We start from the raw sequence: 22,790 nt of genomic DNA on the forward strand, positions 1-22,790 counted from the left end.
GTCCCGCGGAGTTGGGGCGGTCTCGGGGAGTCGGGGCGGTCCCGGGGAGTCGGGGCGGTCCCGGGCGGCGGTCACCGGCCGGGCCGCGCTGCGCGCTGCTGCGGTCGGGGACGCGTCAGAACTCGTCCGACCCGCCCAGGCCGGTCAGCGCGCCCACCGGGTCCAGGTCGGGGGTGCCCCGTGGCCACCAGTCGTCGTGGCCCGGCTCGGACTCGTACGCGTACCACAACCCGTCCCGGCCGAAGCGGAGTTGGACGTGGCCACGGGGGTGGGTGAGATGGTTGCGGCGCGGCCGGAAGGCCGGCAGGTCGGCGGCGAGGAGGAGCGGCCGGGCCCGGTCGAAGCGGCCGGCCGGCGGGTCCCAGGTCTCCTCCAGGACGGTGAGCCCGTCCGGGCCGCCCTGCCGCCAGGCGGCCACCGCGCGGGCCAGCTCGACCGGGGTACGGCCGGCGGCGGAGGCGAGCGCGGCGTAGAGGGCGCGGGTGGTGACCGTGAGCCCGGAACCGGGGCGGGACGCGGCGAGCCGTACGGCGTCCCGCCAGAGGGTCAGTTCGCCGATCTCGTCCCGGCCGGTGACCAGCAGGGCGTGGGCGCGGGCGGCGGCGTCGGTCGCGAGGTGGTCCAGCGCGAAGGAGTCGGGGCCGTTCGGCGCGGACGGGTAGGCCGGGGGCTGCCCGGGGTGCGGGGGCACGGGCAGCGGGGCGGGCAGCGGCGGGAGCCGGCGCTCGGCGAGGGCCTCGGCGGCCCGTACGCCCGGCAGAGGTTCCGGTTCCTGCTCCTGGGCGGCGCGGGCCGCCCGGGTGGCGTTGCGGCGCGACAGGGCGTCGAGCACCTCGCGTTCGCCCCTGCCGCGCAGCAGGAGCAGCACGAACGGGTCGGCGTCGAGCAGCCGCGCGGTCTGGTAGCAGAGGGCGGCGGCATGCTTGCAGGGGTGACCGCGGTCGGGGCAGCTGCACTGCGGCTCGAGGTCGCCCGGGCCGGGCAGCAGCGGCACCCCGCACTCGGCGAGGGACTCGGGCATCTCCTTGTCGAGCAGCGCGGCGATGTGCCCGGGGCGCTCGACGGCCGCCTCCAGGAAGCGCTCCCAGTCCTCCCCGCCGAGCGTGCGCAGCCGCACCTGCACGCGGTAGGGGCGGGGGCGGCTGCCCTGCACGTACGCCAGGACGAGCCCGGGGGTCACGGTGATCGCGTCCACGTGTCCCTGCTCCGCGTAACCCCGCCCGCGGACCAGGCGGCCGGGGTCGAGGGCGCCCTCTTCCAGCGCGGTGACCCAGGCGTTGCCCCACCAGGTCCCGGCGAAGGATCCGCCGGTGCGAGGGGGGAAGGCGGGGAAGGTGCGACGGTGGTCGCCGTCCCGTGCGGGGGCTGCCATGGAGCGGGGGGCCCGGGACGGTTCGAGAGGCAGAAAAGGCGCGCTTCCGAGGAGAGTCGCCGAGGGCGAGTCATCGCGTGAACTTCGGTCATCCGCCGACGCGTTGCCGGCACCGGCCTCCCCCTCGGCCCGGCCGTCGGCCTCGAACTCGGGCTCGGGCTCGGGCTCGGGCTCGAAGTCGTGCGCGGCCTCGATCTCGTGCGCGGCCTCGATCTCGTGCGCGGCCTCGAACTCGGGCTCGTGCTTGGGCTCGTGCTCGGCCGTCCCTTCCGACGGCATCTGGAAGGCGCCCGCGAGCAACTCCCTTACAACACGCGCTCGTTCGTCGGCGACGCGGTCCTGTGCGCTGACGGGCCGCCGGGCGTCGGTGGGACGTGCGTCGGTACGGGGGCGGCGGCCGCCGTCGGCGCGCGAGGTACCGCGGCCTGCCCGCTTCCGGGTCTCGGCCGGGGCCTGCCGGGCCTCCGCGCGGGCGGCGCGCAGGGCCTCACGCGCGATGTCCCCGGGGCGCTGACCGGTACCGGCCTGCGGGGCGCGCGGCCCGGCGTCCGCCGACGGGGCCTCGGCCGACGAGGGGGTCGCGTGCGCGGGGTCCGTCGGCGAGAGGTCGGTCGGCGAGGGGCCCGTCGGCGAGGCATTGGTCGGCGAGAGGTCGGTCGGCGAGGCGGCTTTCGCCGGTGCGGGGTTCGCCTGCGCGGGGTTCGCCTGCGCGGAGAGCGCCCGCTCGGGGTTCGCCCACGCGGGGTTCGCCGACGCGGGGTTCGCCGGTGGAGTGGGGGCCGCGGTGGGGTCGGCGTCGTCGGCCCGGGCGGCTTTCGCGGGGGCCGGGTCCGCCACGGACACGGCCTCCGCTGTCGGCGCGGATTCCGCCGTGCGCCGCAGGGCCGCGCGGGCCGCGTCGCCGGGCCTGAGGGCGGGGCCCGCGGGCCGCGTCGAGGGCTCGTGCGACGGTCCTCGCGTCGGCCCCGGTGACGGCCCGTGCGGCGGTCCCTGCGCCGGCTCCTGTTCCTGCGAGCGCTCCCGAGCCGCCCGCAGCGCACGGCGTGCCTCGTCGGCCGGGCCGGCGGCCTTCTCCCGTTGCTCCCCGGCCGTGACGGCGGTGGCGGTCTCGGCCGCGCTCTCGGCGGCGGTGTCGGCCGCGGTCTCGGCGGCGGTCTCGGCCGCGGTCTCGGCCTTCTCCATCTCCCCCATCACGCCTCCCTCCGCAGCCTGACCAGGTCGGACAGTTCACGGTCCGTGAGTTCGGTGAGGGCCGACTCGCCGGAGCCGAGGATCGCGTCGGCCAGGGCGCGCTTCGCCTGGAGCATCTCGGCGATACGGTCCTCGACCGTGCCCTCGGTGATGAGCCGGTGCACCTGGACCGGCTGGGTCTGGCCGATGCGGTAGGCACGGTCGGTGGCCTGTTCCTCCACCGCGGGGTTCCACCAGCGGTCGAAGTGGACGACATGGCCCGCGCGGGTGAGGTTGAGGCCGGTGCCGGCGGCCTTCAGGGAGAGCACGAGGACCGGCGTCGCACCGGCCTGGAAGCGGTCCACCATCCGCTCCCGCTCGGGGATCGGGGTGCCCCCGTGCAGCAGGTCGACCGGGACCGCGCGGGCGGTGAGATGAGCGGTGATCAGGCGGGCCATCCCGACGTACTGCGTGAAGACGAGGGCCGAGCCGTCCTCGGCGAGCAGGGTGTCCAGCAGCTCGTCCAGCAGGGCGAGCTTGCCGGAGCGGGCGGCGAGGGCGTCGCCGACGGAGGCGGTCTCCTCCTTGAGGTACAGGGCCGGGTGGTCGCAGATCTGCTTGAGCGCGCCCAGCAGCTTCAGCACCAGGCCGCGCCGGGCGATGCCGTCCGCCGTCTCGATGGCCAGCAGGGACTCCCGCACCACGGCCTCGTACAGCGCGGCCTGTTCGCGGGTGAGCGGGACCGGGTGGTCGGTCTCGGTCTTGGGCGGCAGCTCGGGCACGATGCCGGGGTCGGACTTCTTGCGGCGCAGGAGGAACGGGCGGACCAGCCGGGCGAGGCGCTCCACCGCCTGGTCGTCCTCGCCGTTCTCGACCGCGCGCGCGTGCCGGGCGCGGAAGGACTTCAGGGGGCCGAGGAGCCCCGGTGTCGTCCAGTCGAGCAGGGCCCAGAGCTCGGAGAGGTTGTTCTCGACGGGGGTGCCGGTCAGGGCCACGCGCGCGGAGGTCGGGATCGTGCGCAGCGCCTTCGCCGTCGCCGAGTAGGGGTTCTTCACGTGCTGGGCCTCGTCCGCCACGACCATGCCCCAGGGCTGCCCGGCCAGCGTGAGCGCCGCCGAGCGCATCGTGCCGTAGGTGGTCAGGACGAAGCCGCCGCCGAGGTCCGCAAGGCTGCGGTCGGCGCCGTGGAAGCGGCGGACCGGGACGCCGGGCGCGAAGCGGTTGATCTCGCGCTGCCAGTTGCCCAGGAGGGAGGCCGGGCAGACCACCAGGGTCGGTTCGGCGCGGTCCCGCTTCAGGTGCAGGGCGATGACGGTGATCGTCTTGCCGAGGCCCATGTCGTCGGCGAGGCAGCCGCCGAGGCCGAGGGAGGTCATGAGGTCCAGCCAGGCCAGGCCGCGCAGCTGGTAGTCGCGCAGGGTGGCGTGCAGGCCGGCGGGCGGATCGGCGGGGTGCACACCGGTGGTGAGGCGGTCGCGCAGGGCGGCCAGGGCGCCGACGGGGACCGCCTCGACGCTCTCGCCGTCGACCTCCGCGGTGCCGCTGAGCGCGACGGACAGGGCGTCGACCGGGTCCAGCAGGCCCAGTTCCCGCTTGCGGGCCTTGCGCACGAGCGCCGGGTCGACCAGGACCCACTGGTCGCGGAGCCGGACCACCGGGCGGTGGGCCTCCGCCAGGGTGTCCATCTCGGCCTCGCTGAGCGGGTCGCCGCCGAGCGCCAGCTGCCAGCGGAACTGGAGCAGTTCCTCGCTCTCGAAGAAGCCGGTGCCGTCGGTCGCCGAGCCGGGTGCGGACCGGACCACGGCGGCGGCGCTGAGGTCCTGCGCCAGGTCCCTCGGCCAGTGCACGGCGACCCCGGTCGCCGCGAGCCGGGTGGCCGCCACCCCGAGGAGATCGCCGAGCTCGTCCTCGGACAGGGCCAGGACGTCGGGTGCGTCCTGTTCGGCGAGCCGGGCGAGCGGCGGCCAGACGCGGGCGGCGCGCCGTACGGCGAGGGCCGCGTCCACGCGGGCGCGCGCCCCGAAGGCGGCGTCGGCCTCGCCCGCCCACAGGGCCGCCGCGTCGGTCATCAGGGTGGGGTCGGCGAGGCTGTGCACCTGGACGATCGCGGCGCCCGCGCGGCGGGCCCGCTCGCCGTCGTCGAGCCGGTCGAACATGTCGTACGCGGACAGGTCGAGGCGGAGCGAGATCCGCACGCCCGCGTCCATGCCCGCGGCGACCTCCGCGGCCCAGTCGTGCGCGCCGGGCAGCCGCTGGGGCCGGCGGTCGGCGAAGGGCTTTCCGCACGCGTGCGGCGCGGCCGGGGTGCGGGGCAGGGTGTCCGCCACGGCGTCGAGGAACGACCGCATCAGGGCCTCGGGGCGGGGCAGCCGGAGCGGCCCGGGGCCGGGCAGCGGCACCGCGTGGCCCTCGTGCGGGAGCGCGGCGGCGACCGCGCGCAGATGTGCGATGTCCTCCGGGTCCAGCGGGCCCGCCCGCCAGGCGTCGTGGCCTGCGGGTGTCAGGCCGGGCAGCAGACGGCCGCGGGCGGTGAGCCGCAGCGCGTGCAGCGCGGCCGCGCCCCAGCAGGCGGTCGCCGGGTGGGCGGCGGGGTCGCGGCGGGCCCGCACGAGCAGCGGGAGCGCCTTGTCGAGCGGCAGGGACAGGGCGGGGGCCTGCTTGCGGCGGATCGCCGAGCCGTGGCGCCGGACGACGGTGAGCTCCGTGTGCTCGGCGTCCGCCGTGGTGGGCAACGGGCCGTCCGCCGGGTCCCAGAAGGCGACGCGGCCCTCGCGCGGAAGGGGCGCGGGCAGGAAGACGGCGGCGAGCCGCACGGAGACGGAGCCAAGCTCCGCCGCGGCCGTGCCGTCGGTCATGACGCTCATGCCGGGTGTCCACCTCCCGCCCGCGTGTCGGATCAGTCGTCTTCGACTCTACGGGCGGGGTCTGACAATCGGCCCCGGCGGCCGGCCCGGGCACCGCGTCCCGGTCCGGGCGGGACCTCGTCGGGGCCGGTCAGGGGACCGTGCGGGAGACCACGTAGACGAAGGGGTAGATCGCGTTGCCGGTGTTCACCACGACGTCCAGCGTCGGCATGGGCTTCTTCTGCTGGTGGACGATGCCGAAGTCGTCGCCGGGGCGCGAGCCGGGGCCGTCGAACTTCCAGCCCGTGACCTCCTGGTCGCGGGCGCTGATGGTGATCTCGCCCTTCTTCAGATCGGCCCTGCTGACGCCGATCTCGGCGAGGAACTGGTCGAGTCCGGCCTGCGTCGTCTGGAACTGCGCGTACAGGCGGCTGGTCTTCCAGTTGTTCGTCTCGTAGTAGGCGACCTGGTTCGAGGGGTGCGGGATCGGCACCTGGTACAGGCGGCGCTGGACCTTCGACGGCCAGCCCTCGGTCAGGCCGGTCGCCGAGTACTTGGCCTCCTTGTCCTTGCCGCTGTCGCGGCTCTGGTTGGCGGAGATCACCAGGTAGCCGGCCGGGACACCGATGAGCAGCACGATGATCAGCAGGGTGAGCGCCCTGCGGCGGATCACGTGCCGGCGGTCCTCCGGCGGGCGGTGCGGCTCGTCGGGGGGCGCGGCCTGGCGGGGCAGCGATGCTGTCATGCGGTGTCCCGGGTCGTGCGGGGTCGTGCGGCGGTCATGCGGTGTCCTGGGGGCGGGGCGGTACGGCGGTCACGCCGTGTCCTGGGTGCGGCGGGCCGCCTCGGTGAACCGTTCGAAGCGCTCGTAGCGCTCCACGCGGCGGCGCTTGGCGCGCCGGAAGCGGCGGGCGACCAGGCGGGCCAGGTCGGCCGCGCCGACCATACCGGCCTCGGGGCCCAGCTGGGCGCGGACGATCCGGGCCTCGGGGCGGTAGCCGCGGCCGGTGAGCTGACGCTTGAACGCGTCCCGGGCGGGGCTGATCAGGAGATCGTCCGCGGCCGAGACACCGCCGCCGATCACGAAGCAGGACGGGTCGAGGGCGGCCGCCAGGTTGGCGATGCCGACGCCGAGCCACTGGCCGATGTCCTGGAGCAGCTCGATGCACATGGCGTCGCCGTCGCGGGCCAGCTCGGTGATCATCGGGCCGGTGATGTCGCCGATGTTGCCCTTGACGTGCTCGATGATCCCGTACGCCACCGGGGAGTCGGCGGCGGCCAGCTCGCGGGCCTCCCTGACCAGCGCGTTGCCCGAGCTGTACTGCTCCCAGCAGCCGCGGTTGCCGCACGGGCAGCGGTGGCCGCCGGGCACGACCTGCATATGGCCGAACTCACCGGCGACGCCGTACTTGCCGCGCTTGACCTGCCCGTCCTCCAGGATCGCGCCGCCGATCCCGGTACCGAGGGTGATCATGACCAGGTGGTCCTCGCCGCGGCCCGCGCCGAAACGCCACTCGGCCCAGGCGGCGGTGTTGGCGTCGTTGTCCACCAGGACGGGGACCGCGAGACGGCCGGAGAGGCGGTCGCGCAGCGGCTCGTTGCGCCACGACAGGTGGGGGGCGAACAGGACGCGGTTGCGGTCCGCGTCGACCCACCCCGCCGCGCCGACGCCGACCGCGTGCACGTCGTGGCGGTCGGACAGGTCCAGGACCAGCTCGACGATCGTGTCCTCGACGACCTTCGGGCTCTTGGACTTGTCCGGAGTCTCCGTGCGGACCTTCTCCAGGATGTTGCCGTCGGCGTCGACGACCCCCGCCATCACCTTGGTGCCACCGATGTCGATGCCGACCGTCGGCACTCGGGGTGCGGTGAGGTGCGATCGGCGCTCCCTCGTGCCCACGGTGCGGAGTGCGGGGGCGCGGCGGGAGCCGATGGGGGCGGTGAAGTTGCCGTAGGTGCTCATCGCCGCCGATTCTGCCTCACCCTCCCGCCGGGTGCCGAGCGGGGCGGCGGCGGGGCGGGCGGCCTGTGCCGGGCGCGGGCGCGTCGCGGCCGGTCACGCCCGGTGCGGCCGCGCTTCGGTGCGGGTCCGCGCTCCCCGGGCCCCGAACGGCCCATGACCGGACATGAAATTACGCAGAATTACGCGCACTCGGGCCGGGACCGCCCATCACTCACCTTGTACGGATATCCGGTCGCATTGTCCGGACAATGCGACCAGGGCGGGCCGATCGCGCCGGTGGGAGTCAGGGGCGTACGAGGAGCTGGAACTCGAAGGAGTAGCGGGTCGGCCGGTAGATGTGGTCGCCGAACTCCACCGCCCGGCCGGTGTCGTCGAAGGTCGTGCGCTGCATCGTCAGCAGCGGGGCGCCTTCCTCCTCGGCCAGCCGCTCGGCCTCGGCGGTGGTGGCGGCGCGGGCGCCGATGGACTGGCGGGCGCTGTGCAGGGTGATCCCGGCGGCCCGCATCAGCCGGTACAGGCCGGTGGCCTGGAGCTGCCCGGTGTCCAGGTCGAGCAGGCCGGACGGCAGGTGGTTGCACAGGTACGCCATCGGCTCCCCGTGCGCCAGGCGCAGCCGCTCCACCCGGTGCACGTCACTGCCCTCGGCCACCGCGAGCGCGGCGGCGACTTCGGCGGACGCCGGGACCATGGTGTTGACCAGCACCGTCGTGGCCGGGCGCTGGCCGGCGGCCTCCAGGTCGTCGTAGAGGCTGCTGAGCTCCAGCGGGCGCTTGACCTGGCTGTGCACGACCTGCGTGCCGACCCCCCTGCGGCGGACCAGGAGGCCCTTGTCGACGAGCGACTGGATCGCCTGGCGGACGGTCGGCCGGGACAGGCCGAGCCGCGCGGCGAGCTCGATCTCGTTGCCCAGCAGGCTGCCGGGGGTGAGCGAGCCGTGCTCGATAGCGGCCTCCAGCTGCTGGGCGAGCTGGAAGTACAACGGCACCGGAGAACTTCGGTCCACACGTAGTTCTAGCTGCACGGTCGGGTCCACTTCTGGTTTCGGCACGGCCCGAGCGTAGCTCCGCGACCGGTTGACGGGAAGTTGTGTAGTTCGGTTGTCCGGACATACGCATTGACAGCGCCCGGCCTGGAACGCACCTTTGTCTCATGCGCATCGGGGTCATCGGGACGGGCCGCATAGGCACCATTCATGCGAACACACTCAGCCGTCACCGCGAGGTCGGATCCCTGATCCTGACGGACGCGGACCACGCGCGGGCCCAGGAGCTCGCGCATCGGCTGGGCGAGACGGCCGCCCCAGGGGTGGACGAGATCTTCCGCTGGGGCGTGGACGCCGTGGTGATCACGACGGCCACGTCGGCCCACGCCGAACTGATCGGTCGGGCAGCACGCTCCGGGCTCCCGGTCTTCTGCGAGAAGCCGATCGCCCTCGATCTGGCCGGGACCTTACAGGCGATCGCCGAGGTCGAGACCGCCGGAACGATCCTTCACATGGGCTTCCAGCGCCGCTTCGACGCGGGGTACACCGGGGCCCGGGAGGCGGTGCGTTCGGGGCGGCTCGGACGGCTGCACACCGTACGGGCACTGACCTCCGACCAGTCGGCGCCGCCGGCCGCGTGGCTGCCGGTGTCCGGCGGGATCTACCGGGACGCGCTCCTGCACGACTTCGACTGTCTGCGCTGGGTGACCGGCCGCGAGGTGACGGAGGTGTACGCCGCCGGCTCCGACGCCGGGCCCGCGATGTTCCGCGAGGCGGGGGACGTGGACACGGCGGCGGCCGTCCTCACGCTCGACGACGGCACCCTCGCCACGGCGACGGCGACGCGGCTGAACGGGGCGGGCTACGACGTCCGCATGGAGCTGGCAGGGGAGCTCGACCAGATCGTCGTCGGCCTGGACGACCGCACCCCGATCGCGTCCACCGAACCCACCGGTCCCCCGGCCGCGGACAAACCGTGGACCGGGTTCCTGGAGCGGTTCGAGCCCGCCTACACGGCCGAGCTCAACGCCTTCGTGGACGTGGTGCGGGGCGAGCGGGCCAACCCCTGCGGCGGCCGCGAGGCGCTCGAGGCCCTGCGGATCGCCGAGGCCTGCGAGGTGTCCCGGCGAGACCGCAGGGCGGTGTGGCTCGCGGAGATCCCGGTGACGTCCGGGACGGGGTGAGGCAGCACCGGCCCCGGAGACGCCGGGGCCCGGCCGGCACCCGGAACGGGCCGGCCGCCGTTCTACCAGCGCACCGGGAGGCTGCGCATCCCGCGCATCAGGGGGCCGGGGAGCCAGTCACCGGGTGGGCCGTCGAGCGCCGGGGCGGGGGTGCGCTCGAGCAGGGACCGTAGCGCTCCGGAAGCCGTCGCCGAACTCCCCCAGGTCGATCACCTCGGCCATGTCCTGCCCCCTCCCGTCACGCCCACAACGAGCGGGACGCCCGTCCGGTGCCCACCGCGCCGCCCGTCTTCGCGGCCCGTCACCCGGGCCCGTCCGCCCCCTCCTCCAGAAGCCCCGCGTCGTAGGCCAGCAGGGCGATCTGCACCCGGTTGTTGAGGCCGAGCTTGGCCAGGACCCGGGAGACATGGGCCTTGACGGTGGCGACGCTCATGAACAGTTCGGCGGCGATGTCCGCGTTGGACAGCCCCCGGCCGACCGCGACGGCCACCTCGCGTTCGCGTTCGCCCAGGGCCGCGAGCCGCACGCGCGCGTGCGGGCGCCGGGCGTCGGCCGCGGTGCCGGCCGCGTGGTCCATCAGCTGCCGGGTGACCGTGGGCGACAGGACGGGGTCACCGGCCGCCACCCGGCGCACGGCGTCGAGGATCTCGGCGGGCGGGGTGTCCTTGAGGACGAACCCGGCGGCGCCCGCGCGCAGCGCGCGCAGCACCTGCTCGTCGGCGTGGAAGGTGGTGAGCACCACGACCTGCGGGGCGTCCTCGCGCCCGCGCAGCCGTTCCGTGGCGGTGAGTCCGTCCACGGCCGGCATCCGGATGTCCATCAGGACCACGTCGGGGCGGGTGCGCTCCACGAGCCCCTCGACCTCGCTCCCGTCGGCGGCCTCACCGACGATCTCGATGTCCTCGGCGCCCCCCATCATGAAGGCCAGACCGGCCCGCACCAGGGGATCGTCGTCGACGAGGAGGAGCCTGATCGCAGTCATGGACCTCACGTAATCACGGTTGTGGGCGGGCGGGTCCCCGGTTCGCGACGAACGGTCCCCCGGGGGCCGGCCCCGCCCGGCCCCCGCTAGGGCGTCGCCGGCCACGGCAGCCACGCCCGTACCTCGAATCCCCCGTCCCCCCACGTCCCGTGCGCCAGCCGGCCCCCGGTCAGGGTGGCCCGTTCGGTCAGGCCGATCAGGCCCTGGCCGGAGCCGGGAACGGGCGGTACGGCGCCCTCGGGGGCCGGGTTGCGCACGGTCACGTCTAGGCCCTCGCCGGGGCCGCCCGTGACGGTGACCGCGACCTCCGCGCCCGGGGCGTGCTTACGGGCGTTGGTGAGGCACTCCTGGGCGATGCGGTAGGCGGTGCGGCCGACGGAGGCGGGGACCGCGCCGGCGTCGGCGACGCGCTGGTCCAGGGTGACCTTCATGCTGGCCTCGCGGGACTCGGCGACCAGGGTGTCGAGCGCGGCCAGCGTCGGCTGGGGGCGGCCCCCGTCGTCGGGTTCGCCCGCGCGCAGGACGCCGATGATCTCCCGTAGGTCCTGGAGGGCCTCGTGGGCGCTCTCGCGGATGACACCGGCCGCCCGCGCGATCTCCTCGCGGGACGCGTCCGGCCGGAACTCCAGCCCGCCCGCGTGCACGCTGAGCAGGGTCAGCCGGTGCGCCAGCACATCGTGCATCTCCCGGGCGATGGCCTCCCGGGCCAGCCGCTGCGCCTGTTCGGCACGCAGCCGGGCCTCCGTCTCGGCGCGCCGGGCACGGTCGCGCAGGCTCAGCATCAGCTGCCGATTGGACCGGACGAACATGCCCCAGCCGATGACCGTGACGGTGAACAGCACGCTCCACGCCACCGAGGGCCCGTACGCCAGGGTGGGATCCGGGCGGGCCCAGGCCAGCAGCGGGAACAGGGCCACCTGGGCGCCGCCCACCCAGGCCACGTACCGGAACGGCCGGTGCACGGCGAGGGTGAAGAGGGCGACCGTGCAGGCGCCGGCCGAGGTGGTCGACAGGAAGCCGAGGGGGACCATCGCGACCGCCAGGCCCAGGGGCCAGCGGCGGCGCAGCCAGACCGCCGCGCAGGCCAGGGCGCCCAGGAGCTGGTCGGCCGCGGCGACGATCTCAGGCAGGTCCCGTTCGCCGGGGAAGGAGTCCGCGACCGTCAGACCGACGGCCACGGCCACGAGGAAGCAGAGGAAGTCGACGATCCAGTCGCGCGCGGTGCGCCGGTGCGGCCGGCCGGGGCGCCCCGCGTCGGGGGCGAGTTCCGCGGCCACGGCCGACGGCAGCAGCCATCGGCGTCCCGTGAAGCCGGGTGCCGCCGGTGCCGCGCTGTCGTCTGCCCTCATGGCCGACAAATCTATGCGGCGCGGGGCCGGCCCACCCCTCCGTGGCCGCGCATCCCCTACCGAAGGCCGGGAAGCGCCGACCGACGTCGCGGCGGCGTCCACTTTCGGCGCGGCGGGCCGACGATCCGCAGTCTTCCGTCGCGCAGGTCCCGCCCGGCGGCCGATGTCCTTCCGGGGTTCCGCGGGGCGAGAGTCCTGGGCATGAGGGAACTGCTGGGAGTACTCGGTTTCATCGCCCTGGTGCAGGGCGTCCTGGGCCTGCTGCACGAGTTCACCCGCTGGCACGTGGGCCTCGTGCAGCGCCTCGGCCTCCTCGACGGCCACGAGGTGTACGCGAGCGCCGCGCTGATCGTGCTGGCGTTCGCCCTGTTCGCCGCCGCGGAGAGCCGGAAGCCGGGCTGAACGCGGGAGTCCGGACGCCGGTTAACACCGTGAAAACTTCTCGGGCCCGAAGGCAAAATCCCGCGTCTTGTCATTGACATGACACTGTCTACGCGCGTCATCATGAGGTCATGAGATTCCCCCCACGGATCACTCGTACCGTCACCTCGGCGGCCGTCCTGTCCGCCCTCCTCGTCGGCGGCGCCGTCTCCGCCACCACGGCCCACGCCGCCGTCGGCAGCGTCTGCTACACGAAGCTGCCCTCCCAGGCGTACGACACGCTCGACCTGATCGACGCGGGCGGGCCGTTCCCGTACTCGCAGGACGGCGCCGTCTTCCAGAACCGGGAAGGCGTCCTGCCCAGCCAGACCACCGGTTATTACCACGAGTACACGGTGAAGACCCCGGGCTCCTCGACGCGCGGCGCGCGCCGCATCGTGACCGGGAAGAAGTCCGCCGAGGACTACTACACCGCGGACCACTACGTCACCTTCAACCTGATCAACTACGGCTGCTGACCGACACCGCCCGCTCGTCCGATCCACAGACCCTCGCCCCGCGGACCCCCCACGTCTCCAGGCCGCGGGGCGAGGCACGTCCGGCACCCGCGGCTCGTCGGCTCAGCCCGCGTCCGTCGAGAACAGTCCGCCGGTCGGCCCCTGTTTGTCGCCGCCCCGGGCCTTCCTCAGCGCGTTGGCGAGACCCTCGATGGTGAGGGACTGGAGGATGACGCGGCCGCTGCCCTCCAGGGTGGCCAGGGACAGGCCCTCGCCGCCGAACACGGCGTTCATGACCCCCTGGCGGTCGAGACCGCCGACGCGCTGGACGCCGTACCGGATGCCCTCCTCGAAGGCGACCACGCAGCCGGTGTCGACCTCGACGCGGCCCCCGAAGTCGGCCGGGTCGAGGTCGATGAAGTTGCCGGCCCCCGCGATGATCACCGTGCCGCGACCGGTGAACTTCTCCAGGACGAAGCCCTCGCCGCCCTTCATGCCGGTGCGGCCGCCCCGGAAGGCGATGCCGAACTCCACGGTGGACTCGGCCGCCACGAACGCGTCCTTCTCGGCGAACCACGCGCGCGTGCCGTCCAGCTCCAGGGCGCGCATCTCGCCGGGGAGCACCCCCGCGAAGGCGACCGTGCCTTCGCCGCCCTGGGCGGAGAAGTACTGGAACGCCGGCGACTCGCCCGCGAGCGCGCGCTGGCCGGCCTGCACGGCCGTGCCCATGGCCTGGCGCAGCATGCCGCCCATGCCGCCGCCGGACGGACCGCCCTGCGGTTGCCCGCCCCGGCCGCCGGAGGGGCCGCCCAGCCGGGTCTCCATGGTCACGTTCGTCGTCTTGAAGAGGAACTTTCCCGCCTCGCAGTACACGGTCCCGCCGGGCTGCAGGCTGACGACCGCCATCTGCATGGCGTTGCCGACGATCTCTTGCCGAAGGGTCACAGAAGGAGAACGCGGGAACCGGAGGAAAGAGTTCCGCTCTCCTCGGACGGCGTACCGGGTGCGGGCCGGACCTCGACGTCCGTTCGCCGCCAGCGGCAGGGGGCGCCGGCCGCTGGGATGGACCCATGACAACGACCGAGAAGACGCTGGACGGCAAGGTGGCCCTCGTGACCGGCGGCGGCCGCGGTATCGGAGCGGCCACGGCCCTGCGGCTCGCAGGCGAGGGCGCGGACGTGGCGGTGACCTACGTGCACGACAAGGAGGCGGCCGACGACGTCGTGGCGGCCGTGGAGGCACTGGGGCGACGGGCGGTGGCGCTGCGCGCGGACGCGGCGGACCCCGAGGAGGCGGCCGGGGCGGTGGACCGTACGGCCCGGGCGCTGGGCGGCCTCGACGTGCTGGTGAACAACGCGGGTGTCGGCGTCCTCGGGCCGCTGGAGGGGCTCGGCCTCGCGGACGTCGACCGGGTGCTCGCCGTGAACGTCCGCGGGGTGTTCCTGGCCTCGCAGGCCGCCGCCGGGCGGATGACGGACGGCGGCCGGATCATCACGATCGGCACCTGTATGACCCAGCGGGTGCCCGGCCCCGGCGGGACCCTGTACGCGATGAGCAAGTCGGCCCTGGTCGGTCTGACCAAGGCCCTCGCCCGGGAACTGGGCCCGCGCGGGATCACCGCGAACCTCGTCCACCCCGGCCCGATCGACACGGACATGAACCCGGCGGACGGCCCGTACGCGGCCGGTCAGGCGACGTTGACCGCGCTGGGCCGCTTCGGCACGGCACAGGAGGTCGCCGCGACGGTCGCGCACCTGGCGGGGGCCTCGTACGTCACGGGCGCCGAGTTCGCCGTGGACGGCGGACACGCGGCATAGAGATCGGCCGCGGGAGCGGGCGAGGCTGTCGTGGAGGGCGGGGTGGCCTCCGCCGCTTCGCCGCCCCGTGAACGCCCCCTGCCGTCCGGGGTGTTCACGGGGCGGGGCGGCCGGTTCAGCCGCCGAGTTCCTGGTGGCGGGCGGTCAGCGCCGCCGCGCCCGCTTCGGTGAGGGAGCCGAACAGGCGCAGACGGGAGATGCCGCCGTCGGGATAGATGTCCACGCGCGCGTGCGTGCCGACCGCCGGGGCCGGCAGGACGAAGCGGTGGTCGGTGTCGGGCTGGAGACGGGTGCGCGGGAGGATCTCCGTCCACTCGCCGCTCTCGCCGTCCTTGACCGACACCGAGGCCCAGCCGGCGCTGTTGCCCTTCAGATAGGCCGTGTCGATCTCCAGGGCGCGGATCCGCGCCTGGGCCGCGAGGCGGTAGCGGATCCAGTCGTTGCCCCGGTCGCGGCGGCGGCGGGTCTCCCAGCCGTCGTCCATCTTGCGGGAGCGGCCCGGCTGGATGGTGTTGCTCGCCGGCGAGTAGAAGAGGTCGGAGGCGTCCTCGGCGAGGCCGCCGTTCTCCAGGGCGACGACGTCGAAGGTGCCGAGCACCGTCAGCCACTCGGGATCGGGCACGACCTCTCCGTGCACGCGCAGACGGGCGATGCCGCCGTCGGGGTGCTGGTTGACCCGCACATGGGTGAAACGCTGCTCCACCGACACGGGGAAACCGTTCGCCGCGTGGCCGCCCACGGGCGTGCGCGGGACCAGCGTCGTCCACTTCACATGGTCGCCGAGGAGCTCCTCGGGGGACGGCGAGCCCGGCACCGAGGCGCCCTCGACCGACACCGCCTGCGGGTAGTTGCCGCGGAAGTGCGCCGTGTCGACGACGATGCCCCGGATCACCCCGGGCGCGCCGAGACGGACGAGCGCCCAGTCGTGGTCCTCGGCGGTCGGCCAGGGGTGGTCGGCACTGGCGCCGCGGCGGCGGCGGCTCTCCCAGCCGTCCATGACCTTGCCCTTGTGCCCGAAGTGCTCCGGGTCGAACGCGGCGGGTCCGGGCAGCAGCAGGTTCTCGCGCTGGGCGAAGAACTCGTCGTTGGCGGCGACGACTCCGGCTCCGAGCTGCCGGCCGGCGAGGTCGGCGTACCGGGTGAAAAGGAAGTCGGCGGTGCGGTAGTCCGCGTACGGGTCGCCGCCGCCGTAGGGGTTCGCGTCGCCGGTGAAGCTCTCTATCGCCGTCACGGTGATCAGGTCTGCCTTTCGGGAGTCGGCCGGTGCGGGTGCGGGTGGCGCCGGAGTGCGGGTCGGGCGCCCCTCCGGCTCAGGGGGTGCGGGTGAGGAGCCGGCCCTTCGGTTCGGTGAACTCGCCGTCCGAGACGATGCGTTCGCCGCGCAGCCAGGTGGATCTCACGACGCCGTGCAGGGTCTTGCCGGCGTACGCCGTGACGCGGTTGCGGTGCTGGAGTGCCGCCGGGTCGACGGTGAAGGTCTCGTCGGGGGCGAGGACGGCGAAGTCGGCGTCGCGGCCCGCCTCGATCGCGCCCTTGTGGGAGAGGCCCGCGAGGGCGGCCGTGCGGGCGGACATCCAGCGGACGACGTCCTCCAGGCCGTGGCCCCGTCGGCGGGCCTCGGTCCACACGGCCGACAGGCTCAGCTGGAGGCCCGAGATGCCGCCCCAGGCCGTCGCGAAGTCGTCGGTCTTGAGGTCGGCCGTGGACGGGGAGTGGTCGGTGACCACACAGTCGATGGTGCCGTCGGCGAGGGCCTGCCAGAGCAGGTCCTGGTTGGCGGACTCGCGGATGGGCGGGCAGCACTTGAACTCGCTGGCGCCGTCGGGGACTTCCTCGGCGGTCAGGGTTAGATAGTGCGGGCAGGTCTCGGCCGTGATGCGGACGCCCTCCGCCTTGGCGGCGGCGATCAGCGGCAGCGCGTCGCTGGAGGACAGGTGCAGCACGTGCACGCGCGCGTGGAGGCGCTTCGCCTGCGCGACGAGGTTCGCGACGGCGGTGTCCTCGGCGTCGCGGGGGCGGCTGGCCAGGAAGTCGGCGTACCGGGGGCCGCCCTGCTGCGGGGCGGCGTCGAGGTGGTGCGGGTCCTCGGCGTGCACGATCAGCAGGCCGTCGAACCCGGCGATCTCGGCGAGGGAGCGGGCGAGCCGGTCCTGGTCGAGGTGCGGGAACTCGTCGACGCCCGACGGGGAGAGGAACGCCTTGAAGCCGAAGACGCCGGACTCGTGCAGCGGGCGCAGGTCCTTGACGTTGTCGGGCAGGGCGCCGCCCCAGAAGCCGACGTCGATGTGCGCCTTGTCGGCGGCGACCTCGCGCTTGACCCGGAGGTGGTCGACCGTCGTGGTCGGCGGGAGGGAGTTGAGGGGCATGTCGACGAGGGTGGTGATGCCGCCGGCCGCCGCCGCGCGCGTGGCGGTCCAGAAGCCCTCCCAGTGGGTGCGGCCGGGATCGTTGACGTGCACATGAGTGTCGACCAGGCCGGGCAGCAGGACGTCGTCGCCGAAGTCCTCCAGCCGGGCCCCCTCGGGGACGGGGGCGTCGTGCGGCAGTACCGCCGTGATCCGGCCGGCGGCGACCGCGACCGCGGCGGGCCGTGACCCTTCGGGAGTGATGACGCGCGTCGAGCGCAGCACCAGTTCGGCGTCGGACACCCGGACCCCTCTCTTCCGCTCTCCTCCGGTCACACCGAAGAAACTTCCACGTAACGGAATTCAACGTTCTGTTGAAGGAGTCTTCCCTTCCGCCCGCACGCCGTCAAGAGCACACTCCCCCAGGGTGCACCCACCCCCGGCACTCTGGACGTTTCCGCATAATGGAATTACTATTCCGGTCAGCAGAATCTAACGACGCGCAAGCGGGGAGTCAACCGACCGCCGGGTAGGCTGCAGCCCTTCCGCCAGTTTCGAAAGGAACGCGCCGTGCCGACGTCCAGCGCCAGCACCACCGACTCCGCCAAGTCAGCCAGCGGCGGGGTCCAGTCCCTCGAGCGCGCCTTCGATCTCCTCGAGCGGATGGCGGACGCGGGCGGCGAGGTCGGCCTGAGCGAGCTGTCCGCGAGCAGCGGGCTGCCACTGCCGACCATTCACCGCCTGATGCGCACCCTGGTGGTCTGCGGCTACGTCCGGCAGCAGCCCAACCGGCGCTACGCGCTGGGCCCTCGGCTGATCCGGCTCGGCGAGTCCGCCGCCCGGCTGCTGGGCACCTGGGCCCGCCCCTACCTGGCCCGCCTGGTCGAGGAGACCGGCGAGACGGCCAACATGGCACTGCTCGACGGCGACGAGATCGTGTACGTGGCGCAGGTGCCGTCCAAGCACTCGATGCGGATGTTCACCGAGGTGGGCCGCCGTGTGCTGCCGCACTCCACGGGCGTCGGCAAGGCGCTGCTCGCGGGCTTCCCGGACGACGAGGTGCGCGCCCTGCTCGCCCGCACCGGCATGCCCGCCGCCACGGACAAGACGATCACCACCCCGGACGGCTTCCTCGCGGCCCTCGCGGACGTGCGGCAGGCCGGTTACGCGGTCGACGACAACGAGCAGGAGATCGGCGTGCGCTGCCTGGCGGTGCCGGTGCCGGACTCCCCCACCCCGGCGGCCATCTCCATCTCCGGCCCGGCGGGCCGTGTCACGGAGTCCGCCACGGAGAAGATCGTGCCGGTGCTGCGACAGGTGGCGGTGGAACTGTCGCAGGCGCTGACGACCTCCGGTCCCGCGGTCTAGGGCGGTTCCCGGGCGGACTCCCGCCGTGCCGCGCGCGGCCGTGTCGACGACCGCTCAGCGGCGTGGCGCCTGCCCGAACAGCTCCACGGCGTGACGTACCTCCGACAGGCCCCGGGCCAGTGCGCTCACCGAGCCGATGGCACCCGCGATCAGCAGCAAGGAACGCCGTAACCGGGGGACTTCGGGGATGCCGTGGGTCACCATCGCGGCGAGCGCGGCGAGTTCGTCCTCGGCGATCGCCCGGTCCGGGAACTCGGCCGGATACGTGGCGAGTTCGCGGCGCAGCCGGGACACCGCGGTCCGCAGTCCCGCCACCCTCGGATCCTCGTAGCTGCCGGTCACTGCCCTCTGCCTCAAGCTTCGCAACACAGCTCTCCCCCCGCGCGCTCCGCCGAGCGCGCGTACGCGCTCACCCGCCCCGCAGCCCCGCGGTACCGCCCGGACACCGCAGGACGCGCGGGTCAGTAAACGCCACCCGACGCGGCGCGCGCCACTGCGCGGACCGAAATTCAGCCCCACGGAACCGCGCGGTCGACGCCATGTCAGGTATGCAGGACGCATGACGCAAAGGGAAGACCGGGCCGCGGACCAGGTGACCGGCCTGCTCCTCGCGGCGGGCGGGGGCCGCCGGCTCGGCGGGCGCCCCAAGGCGCTGCTCGAACACCGGGGACGGCCGCTCGTCGAACACGCGGTGGGGGTACTGCGCACGGCGGGCTGCGCGCGGGTGCACGTGGTACTCGGGGCCGCCGCCGACGCCGTACGGGAGCGGGCGCGGCTGGAGGGGTGCGTGATCGTGCCGAACCCGCAGTGGGAGCAGGGCATGGGCTCGTCGCTGCGGGCCGGACTCGGCTCGCTCGCCGGGACGGGGGCGCGGGCCGCGCTGGTCCTCCTCGTCGATCAGCCCGGCATCGGGCCGCGGGCCGTGGCCCGGGTGCTGGCCGGCTACGAGGACGAGTCCTCGCTCGTCTGCGCCGCCTACGACGGGGTACGCGGCCATCCCGTGCTGTTCGGGGCCGGCCACTGGGCGGCCGCCGCGGCGACCGCCACCGGCGACCGGGGGGCACGCGCCTATCTGAAGGAGCACGAGGAGGCGATCACGCTCGTCGAGTGCGCGGACGTGGCCCGCCCCTTCGACATCGACACCCCGCAGGATCTCGCCCACCTCGAGTGAGGGGCCTGGCACTGAGCGCCACCGTGCCTCGACGCAGAGAATCTCGACATCAACAAATCATTGAAGTTCCACGATGAGGAAACTAGTATCCACTGTTCAGAAGGACCCGGCCCGCCCGGGGCCCCCGCCCGACGCACCCGGTTCGACCGGCACCCGGTGCCACCGCTGAAGGAAGTGACCGCTCATGTCCGCACCAGCGCCGTCCCCGCTGGCCATCGTCGACGCCGAGCCCCTGCCGCGGCAGGAGGAGGTCCTCACCGAGGCGGCGCTCGCCTTCGTGGCCGAACTGCACCGGCGGTTCACCCCGCGCCGTGACGAGCTCCTCGCCCGGCGCGCGGAGCGCCGCGCCGAGATCGCCCGCACGTCCACCCTGGACTTCCTCCCGGAGACCGCCGCGATCCGCGCCGACGACTCCTGGCGGGTGGCCCCCTCCCCCGCGGCCCTGGACGACCGCCGGGTCGAGATCACCGGCCCGACCGACCGCAAGATGACCGTCAACGCCCTCAACTCGGGCGCCCGGGTCTGGCTCGCGGACTTCGAGGACGCCTCGGCGCCCACCTGGGAGAACGTCGTCCTCGGTCAGATCAACCTGGCCGACGCCTACACCCGGAGCATCGACTTCACGGATCCGGCGTCGGGCAAGTCGTACGCGCTCAAGGACGCCGGCGAGCTCGCCACGGTCGTCATGCGGCCGCGCGGCTGGCATCTGAACGAGCGTCATCTCGTGGACGCGGACGGCCGCCAGGTCCCCGGCGCCCTCGTCGACTTCGGCCTCTACTTCTTCCACAACGCCCAGCGTCTCCTCGACCTCGGCAAGGGCCCCTACTTCTACCTCCCGAAGACGGAGTCGCACCTGGAGGCCCGGCTCTGGAACGAGGTGTTCGTCTTCGCGCAGGACCACGTCGGCATCCCGCAGGGCACCGTCCGCGCCACCGTGCTCATCGAGACGATCACGGCCGCGTACGAGATGGACGAGATCCTGTACGAACTGCGCGACCACGCCTCCGGGTTGAACGCCGGCCGCTGGGACTACCTGTTCTCCATCATCAAGAACTTCCGTGACGGCGGCGCCAGGTTCGTCCTCCCGGACCGCAACGCGGTCACGATGACCGCCCCGTTCATGCGGGCGTACACCGAACTCCTCGTCCGCACCTGCCACAAGCGCGGCGCGCACGCCATCGGCGGCATGGCGGCCTTCATCCCGTCCCGCCGCGACGAGGAGGTCAACAAGGTCGCCTTCGAGAAGGTCAAGGCGGACAAGGACCGTGAGGCGAACGACGGTTTCGACGGATCGTGGGTGGCCCACCCGGACCTGGTGCCGATCGCCCTGGCCTCCTTCGACGCCGTGCTCGGCGACCGGCCGAACCAGAAGGACCGGCTGCGCGAGGACGTCGACGTCAAGGCGGCCGACCTGATCGCCGTCGACTCCCTGGAGGCCAGGCCGACGTATCCGGGCCTGGTCAACGCCGTGCAGGTCGGCATCCGTTACATCGAGGCCTGGCTGCGCGGCCTGGGCGCGGTCGCCATCTTCAACCTGATGGAGGACGCGGCCACCGCCGAGATCTCCCGTTCGCAGATCTGGCAGTGGATCAACGCGGGGGTGGAGTTCGAGCGCGACGGGACCACGGTGAAGGCCACGCCCGAGCTGGCCCGCGAGATCGCCGCCGGGGAACTGGCCGCGATCCGCGCGGAGATCGGCGAGGAGGCCTTCGCGGCCGGCCACTGGCAGCAGGCGCACGACCTGCTGCTGACGGTCTCCCTCGACGAGGACTACGCGGACTTCCTCACCCTGCCGGCGTACGAGCGGCTCAGGGGCTGAGCACCGGCACCGACCGGAACGCTCACCTCTCCGAGTGGCCCAGGGACTTCCCCGGGGCCACTCGGTCGCGTACGAGCTTCTTCACCGCGGTCGGCTCGGGGAAGCCCTGTTCGCGCCGGTCCCAGACCACCTCGTCGTTCACCCGGACGACGAAGACCCCGCCCGTGCCGGGCCTGAGGGCGAGCTCCGTCAGCTCGGCCTCGAAGGTCGTGAGCAGCTCCTGCGCCAGCCAGGCCGCGCGCGGCAGCCAACGGCACTGGGTGCAGTACTCGATCTCGACCCGCCCGCTCGCGTCACTCGTTTCGCTCATCCGAGGTGCACCGACCAATCCTGTTCCGCGGCCGGCCTGCCGTGCAGGTCGGGGACCCGCTTCAGCCAGTCGGGCCGTCCTTGCTGCGTCCTCGCCGCACGCCGGGCCTCGTCGGCGGCGAGCTCCTTCGGGCCGGGGAAGTCGGTGGGCAGCCAGGCCGCGGAGGCTGCCGCGCGCGCGTGGAGGTACCGCACGTACGCCTCCCGGACGGCGTCCGGGGTCGTGAACCCCTCCTCGTCGGCCAGCCAGGCGTCCGGCACCTCCGCCACGATCCGGCGCAGCAGCTCCTCCGTCACCCTGGGCGCCAGCTCGGCGTCGGCGGCCCGGGTGTCCGGGGCGCAGCGGCCGAGGGCGTGGTGGCGGAAGTCGTAGCGCTTCTCGGGGTCGGCGCCGTCCCAGCGGTGGTGGAAGACGAGTGCGGCGCCGTGGTCGATGAGCCACAGCCGGGGCGGGACGGTGCCGAACGTCGGCCAGACCATCAGGTTGGAGCTGTGGACCGTACGGTCGACGTTCACGGTCAGGGCGTCCAGCCAGACGATCCTCCCGGCCTCCAGCGGCTCCACCGGGAAGGCCTCCGCGACCTCCGGGGTGAAGTCCTCCGCACCCGGCAGGAAGTCCATCCCGAGGTTGAGCCCCGCGCTCGCGGCGTGCAGGTCCCGTACCTCCTGGTGCGGTTCGTGCTCCGCGATCGCCGGGTCGAAGTGCACCAGGACCAGCTCGGGGAAGCGCAGCCCGAGGGCGCGCGCCAGCTCGCCGACGATCACCTCGGCGACGAGCGCCTTGCGGCCCTGCGCGGAGCCCGTGAACTTCACGACGTAGGTGCCCAGGTCGTCCGCCTCGACGACGGCCGGCACGGAACCGCCCGCCCGCAGAGGGGCGAGGTAGCGGGTCGCTGTGACCTCGGTCAACATGACTCTCTCCCTCTGGCCTGGAGAAGCATAGTAACCAGGCGTGACAGCCGGCGAGAGGGTCTGATCCACCGTCCGAAACGGCCCGCGGGCGGCCTCGGCGGCGTGTGGTAGCTTGCCAAGGCCAGTCGAACCCATGTGCGCACGCGTGTGTGTACGGGTCAGGGAATCCGGTGCGAATCCGGAGCTGACGCGCAGCGGTGAGGGCGACGGGCGGGGCAACGGCCACTGGAGCGCGTACGCGGTCCGGGAAGGCGCCTCGTCCGGGTGACCCCGAGTCCGAAGACCTGCTGGCGACCCCACTGCCGTCGGACGGCCGGGGGAGCACC

20 protein-coding genes, 1 pseudogene and 1 riboswitch are annotated in these 22,790 nt (G+C 73.8%); of the genes and pseudogenes, 7 read left to right on the forward strand and 14 right to left on the reverse strand.

All coding sequences use genetic code 11. The annotated features are described in order from the left end of the window. Positions 1-115: 115 nt before the first annotated feature. The 5 genes from ABT070_RS12820 to ABT070_RS12840 all read right to left on the reverse strand — a co-directional run bounded on the left by ABT070_RS12820 (position 116) and on the right by ABT070_RS12840 (position 8,369). On the reverse strand, positions 116-2,563 hold the full coding sequence (locus ABT070_RS12820) for an SWIM zinc finger family protein (protein WP_351758682.1): 2,448 nt from the start codon (positions 2,561-2,563) through the stop codon (positions 116-118). After that, the gene (locus tag ABT070_RS12825; RefSeq protein WP_351759620.1) at positions 2,563-5,397 is read right to left on the reverse strand and encodes an SCO1167/SCO6262 family helicase; all 2,835 of its coding nucleotides are present in this window, start codon (positions 5,395-5,397) and stop codon (positions 2,563-2,565) included. Before ABT070_RS12825 ends, ABT070_RS12820 begins: the two co-directional genes overlap by 1 nt. Before the next feature lie 139 nt (positions 5,398-5,536). Beyond that, positions 5,537-6,130 carry a sugar kinase gene (locus ABT070_RS12830; RefSeq protein WP_351758684.1) on the reverse strand — a complete coding sequence of 198 codons (594 nt, stop codon included), beginning with the start codon at positions 6,128-6,130 and terminating at the stop codon, positions 5,537-5,539. Positions 6,131-6,199: 69 nt separating this feature from the next. Then, positions 6,200-7,348: an ROK family glucokinase gene (locus tag ABT070_RS12835; RefSeq protein ID WP_351758686.1), complete on the reverse strand. Its 1,149-nt coding sequence runs from the start codon at positions 7,346-7,348 to the stop codon at positions 6,200-6,202. A gap of 283 nt (positions 7,349-7,631) precedes the next feature. Then, the gene (locus ABT070_RS12840) at positions 7,632-8,369 is read right to left on the reverse strand and encodes a GntR family transcriptional regulator (protein WP_199876132.1); all 738 of its coding nucleotides are present in this window, start codon (positions 8,367-8,369) and stop codon (positions 7,632-7,634) included. 128 nt (positions 8,370-8,497) lie between these two features. Between ABT070_RS12840 and ABT070_RS12845 the strand changes: the two genes are divergently transcribed. Beyond that, positions 8,498-9,514, forward strand: a complete 1,017-nt coding sequence (locus ABT070_RS12845) for a Gfo/Idh/MocA family protein (protein ID WP_351758689.1) — start codon at positions 8,498-8,500, stop codon at positions 9,512-9,514. Positions 9,515-9,576: 62 nt separating this feature from the next. On the opposite strand, the pseudogene ABT070_RS46260 reads toward ABT070_RS12845, so the two are convergent. The 3 genes and pseudogenes from ABT070_RS46260 to ABT070_RS12855 form a co-directional block, all read right to left on the reverse strand. Continuing rightward, positions 9,577-9,699, reverse strand: a pseudogene (locus tag ABT070_RS46260) (cytochrome P450); the annotation flags it as partial. 116 nt (positions 9,700-9,815) lie between these two features. Next, positions 9,816-10,496 carry a response regulator gene (locus ABT070_RS12850; protein WP_351758692.1) on the reverse strand — a complete coding sequence of 227 codons (681 nt, stop codon included), beginning with the start codon at positions 10,494-10,496 and terminating at the stop codon, positions 9,816-9,818. Positions 10,497-10,582: 86 nt separating this feature from the next. Then, positions 10,583-11,845, reverse strand: a complete 1,263-nt coding sequence (locus tag ABT070_RS12855; protein WP_351758694.1) for a histidine kinase — start codon at positions 11,843-11,845, stop codon at positions 10,583-10,585. 201 nt (positions 11,846-12,046) lie between these two features. Here ABT070_RS12855 and ABT070_RS12860 point away from each other — a divergent pair, with 201 nt between their 5' ends. Together ABT070_RS12860 and ABT070_RS12865 are read left to right on the forward strand one after the other, a co-directional pair. Then, on the forward strand, positions 12,047-12,247 hold the full coding sequence (locus ABT070_RS12860) for a hypothetical protein (protein WP_351758697.1): 201 nt from the start codon (positions 12,047-12,049) through the stop codon (positions 12,245-12,247). Positions 12,248-12,357: 110 nt separating this feature from the next. After that, positions 12,358-12,744 (forward strand): guanyl-specific ribonuclease, encoded by a 387-nt coding sequence (locus ABT070_RS12865; protein WP_351758700.1) that lies wholly within the window; start codon positions 12,358-12,360, stop codon positions 12,742-12,744. 102 nt (positions 12,745-12,846) lie between these two features. Here the strand turns inward: ABT070_RS12865 and ABT070_RS12870 are convergent, their stop codons facing one another. After that, a complete protein-coding gene (locus ABT070_RS12870) occupies positions 12,847-13,668 on the reverse strand; it encodes an AIM24 family protein (protein ID WP_351758703.1) in 822 nt (273 codons plus the stop codon). 125 nt (positions 13,669-13,793) lie between these two features. On the opposite strand from ABT070_RS12870, the gene ABT070_RS12875 reads away from it, so the two are divergent. Beyond that, positions 13,794-14,540, forward strand: coding sequence for an SDR family oxidoreductase (locus ABT070_RS12875; protein WP_351758705.1), 747 nt, complete (start codon positions 13,794-13,796; stop codon positions 14,538-14,540). A gap of 115 nt (positions 14,541-14,655) precedes the next feature. On the opposite strand, the gene alc is transcribed toward ABT070_RS12875, so the two are convergent. Next, positions 14,656-15,771, reverse strand: a complete 1,116-nt coding sequence (alc, locus tag ABT070_RS12880; protein ID WP_351758707.1) for an allantoicase — start codon at positions 15,769-15,771, stop codon at positions 14,656-14,658. A 79-nt stretch (positions 15,772-15,850) separates the two neighbouring features. After that, the gene (allB, locus tag ABT070_RS12885) at positions 15,851-17,188 is read right to left on the reverse strand and encodes an allantoinase AllB (RefSeq protein WP_351758709.1); all 1,338 of its coding nucleotides are present in this window, start codon (positions 17,186-17,188) and stop codon (positions 15,851-15,853) included. A gap of 267 nt (positions 17,189-17,455) precedes the next feature. Here allB and ABT070_RS12890 point away from each other — a divergent pair, with 267 nt between their 5' ends. Then, on the forward strand, positions 17,456-18,253 hold the full coding sequence (locus ABT070_RS12890) for an IclR family transcriptional regulator (protein WP_351758711.1): 798 nt from the start codon (positions 17,456-17,458) through the stop codon (positions 18,251-18,253). Between the two features lie 54 nt (positions 18,254-18,307). Here ABT070_RS12890 and ABT070_RS12895 read toward each other — a convergent pair whose 3' ends face one another. Continuing rightward, positions 18,308-18,622, reverse strand: coding sequence for a DUF5955 family protein (locus tag ABT070_RS12895; RefSeq protein ID WP_351758713.1), 315 nt, complete (start codon positions 18,620-18,622; stop codon positions 18,308-18,310). A gap of 190 nt (positions 18,623-18,812) precedes the next feature. On the opposite strand from ABT070_RS12895, the gene ABT070_RS12900 reads away from it, so the two are divergent. Continuing rightward, positions 18,813-19,424 carry a nucleotidyltransferase family protein gene (locus ABT070_RS12900; protein WP_351758715.1) on the forward strand — a complete coding sequence of 204 codons (612 nt, stop codon included), beginning with the start codon at positions 18,813-18,815 and terminating at the stop codon, positions 19,422-19,424. Positions 19,425-19,608: 184 nt separating this feature from the next. Continuing rightward, positions 19,609-21,243 (forward strand): malate synthase A, encoded by a 1,635-nt coding sequence (gene aceB, locus ABT070_RS12905; protein ID WP_351758718.1) that lies wholly within the window; start codon positions 19,609-19,611, stop codon positions 21,241-21,243. 22 nt (positions 21,244-21,265) lie between these two features. Here aceB and ABT070_RS12910 read toward each other — a convergent pair whose 3' ends face one another. Together ABT070_RS12910 and ABT070_RS12915 are read right to left on the reverse strand one after the other, a co-directional pair. After that, positions 21,266-21,553 (reverse strand): Rdx family protein, encoded by a 288-nt coding sequence (locus tag ABT070_RS12910; protein WP_351758720.1) that lies wholly within the window; start codon positions 21,551-21,553, stop codon positions 21,266-21,268. Further along, positions 21,550-22,464 (reverse strand): HipA family kinase, encoded by a 915-nt coding sequence (locus ABT070_RS12915; protein WP_351758721.1) that lies wholly within the window; start codon positions 22,462-22,464, stop codon positions 21,550-21,552. The genes ABT070_RS12910 and ABT070_RS12915 overlap by 4 nt, the downstream gene beginning before the upstream one ends. Positions 22,465-22,569: 105 nt before the next feature. Continuing rightward, a riboswitch (cobalamin riboswitch) is annotated at positions 22,570-22,770 on the forward strand. Positions 22,771-22,790 lie beyond the last annotated feature (20 nt).

Source organism: Streptomyces sp. NPDC002884 (assembly GCF_040295245.1).
Taxonomy (GTDB): Bacteria; Actinomycetota; Actinomycetes; order Streptomycetales; family Streptomycetaceae; genus Streptomyces.

Bases quoted from the DNA above. Each gene is read 5' to 3' on its own strand.
- ABT070_RS12820 (WP_351758682.1), bottom strand. From the start codon at position 2,563: ATGGGGGAGATGGAGAAGGCCGAGACCGCGGCCGAGACCGCCGCCGAG.
- ABT070_RS12825 (WP_351759620.1), bottom strand. From the start codon at position 5,397: ATGACCGACGGCACGGCCGCGGCGGAGCTTGGCTCCGTCTCCGTGCGG.
- ABT070_RS12830 (WP_351758684.1), bottom strand. From the start codon at position 6,130: ATGACAGCATCGCTGCCCCGCCAGGCCGCGCCCCCCGACGAGCCGCAC.
- ABT070_RS12835 (WP_351758686.1), bottom strand. From the start codon at position 7,348: ATGAGCACCTACGGCAACTTCACCGCCCCCATCGGCTCCCGCCGCGCC.
- ABT070_RS12845 (WP_351758689.1), top strand. From the start codon at position 8,498: ATGCGCATCGGGGTCATCGGGACGGGCCGCATAGGCACCATTCATGCG.
- ABT070_RS12850 (WP_351758692.1), bottom strand. From the start codon at position 10,496: ATGACTGCGATCAGGCTCCTCCTCGTCGACGACGATCCCCTGGTGCGG.
- ABT070_RS12855 (WP_351758694.1), bottom strand. From the start codon at position 11,845: ATGAGGGCAGACGACAGCGCGGCACCGGCGGCACCCGGCTTCACGGGA.
- ABT070_RS12860 (WP_351758697.1), top strand. From the start codon at position 12,047: ATGAGGGAACTGCTGGGAGTACTCGGTTTCATCGCCCTGGTGCAGGGC.
- ABT070_RS12865 (WP_351758700.1), top strand. From the start codon at position 12,358: ATGAGATTCCCCCCACGGATCACTCGTACCGTCACCTCGGCGGCCGTC.
- ABT070_RS12875 (WP_351758705.1), top strand. From the start codon at position 13,794: ATGACAACGACCGAGAAGACGCTGGACGGCAAGGTGGCCCTCGTGACC.
- ABT070_RS12900 (WP_351758715.1), top strand. From the start codon at position 18,813: ATGACGCAAAGGGAAGACCGGGCCGCGGACCAGGTGACCGGCCTGCTC.
- aceB (WP_351758718.1), top strand. From the start codon at position 19,609: ATGTCCGCACCAGCGCCGTCCCCGCTGGCCATCGTCGACGCCGAGCCC.
- ABT070_RS12910 (WP_351758720.1), bottom strand. From the start codon at position 21,553: ATGAGCGAAACGAGTGACGCGAGCGGGCGGGTCGAGATCGAGTACTGC.
- ABT070_RS12915 (WP_351758721.1), bottom strand. From the start codon at position 22,464: ATGTTGACCGAGGTCACAGCGACCCGCTACCTCGCCCCTCTGCGGGCG.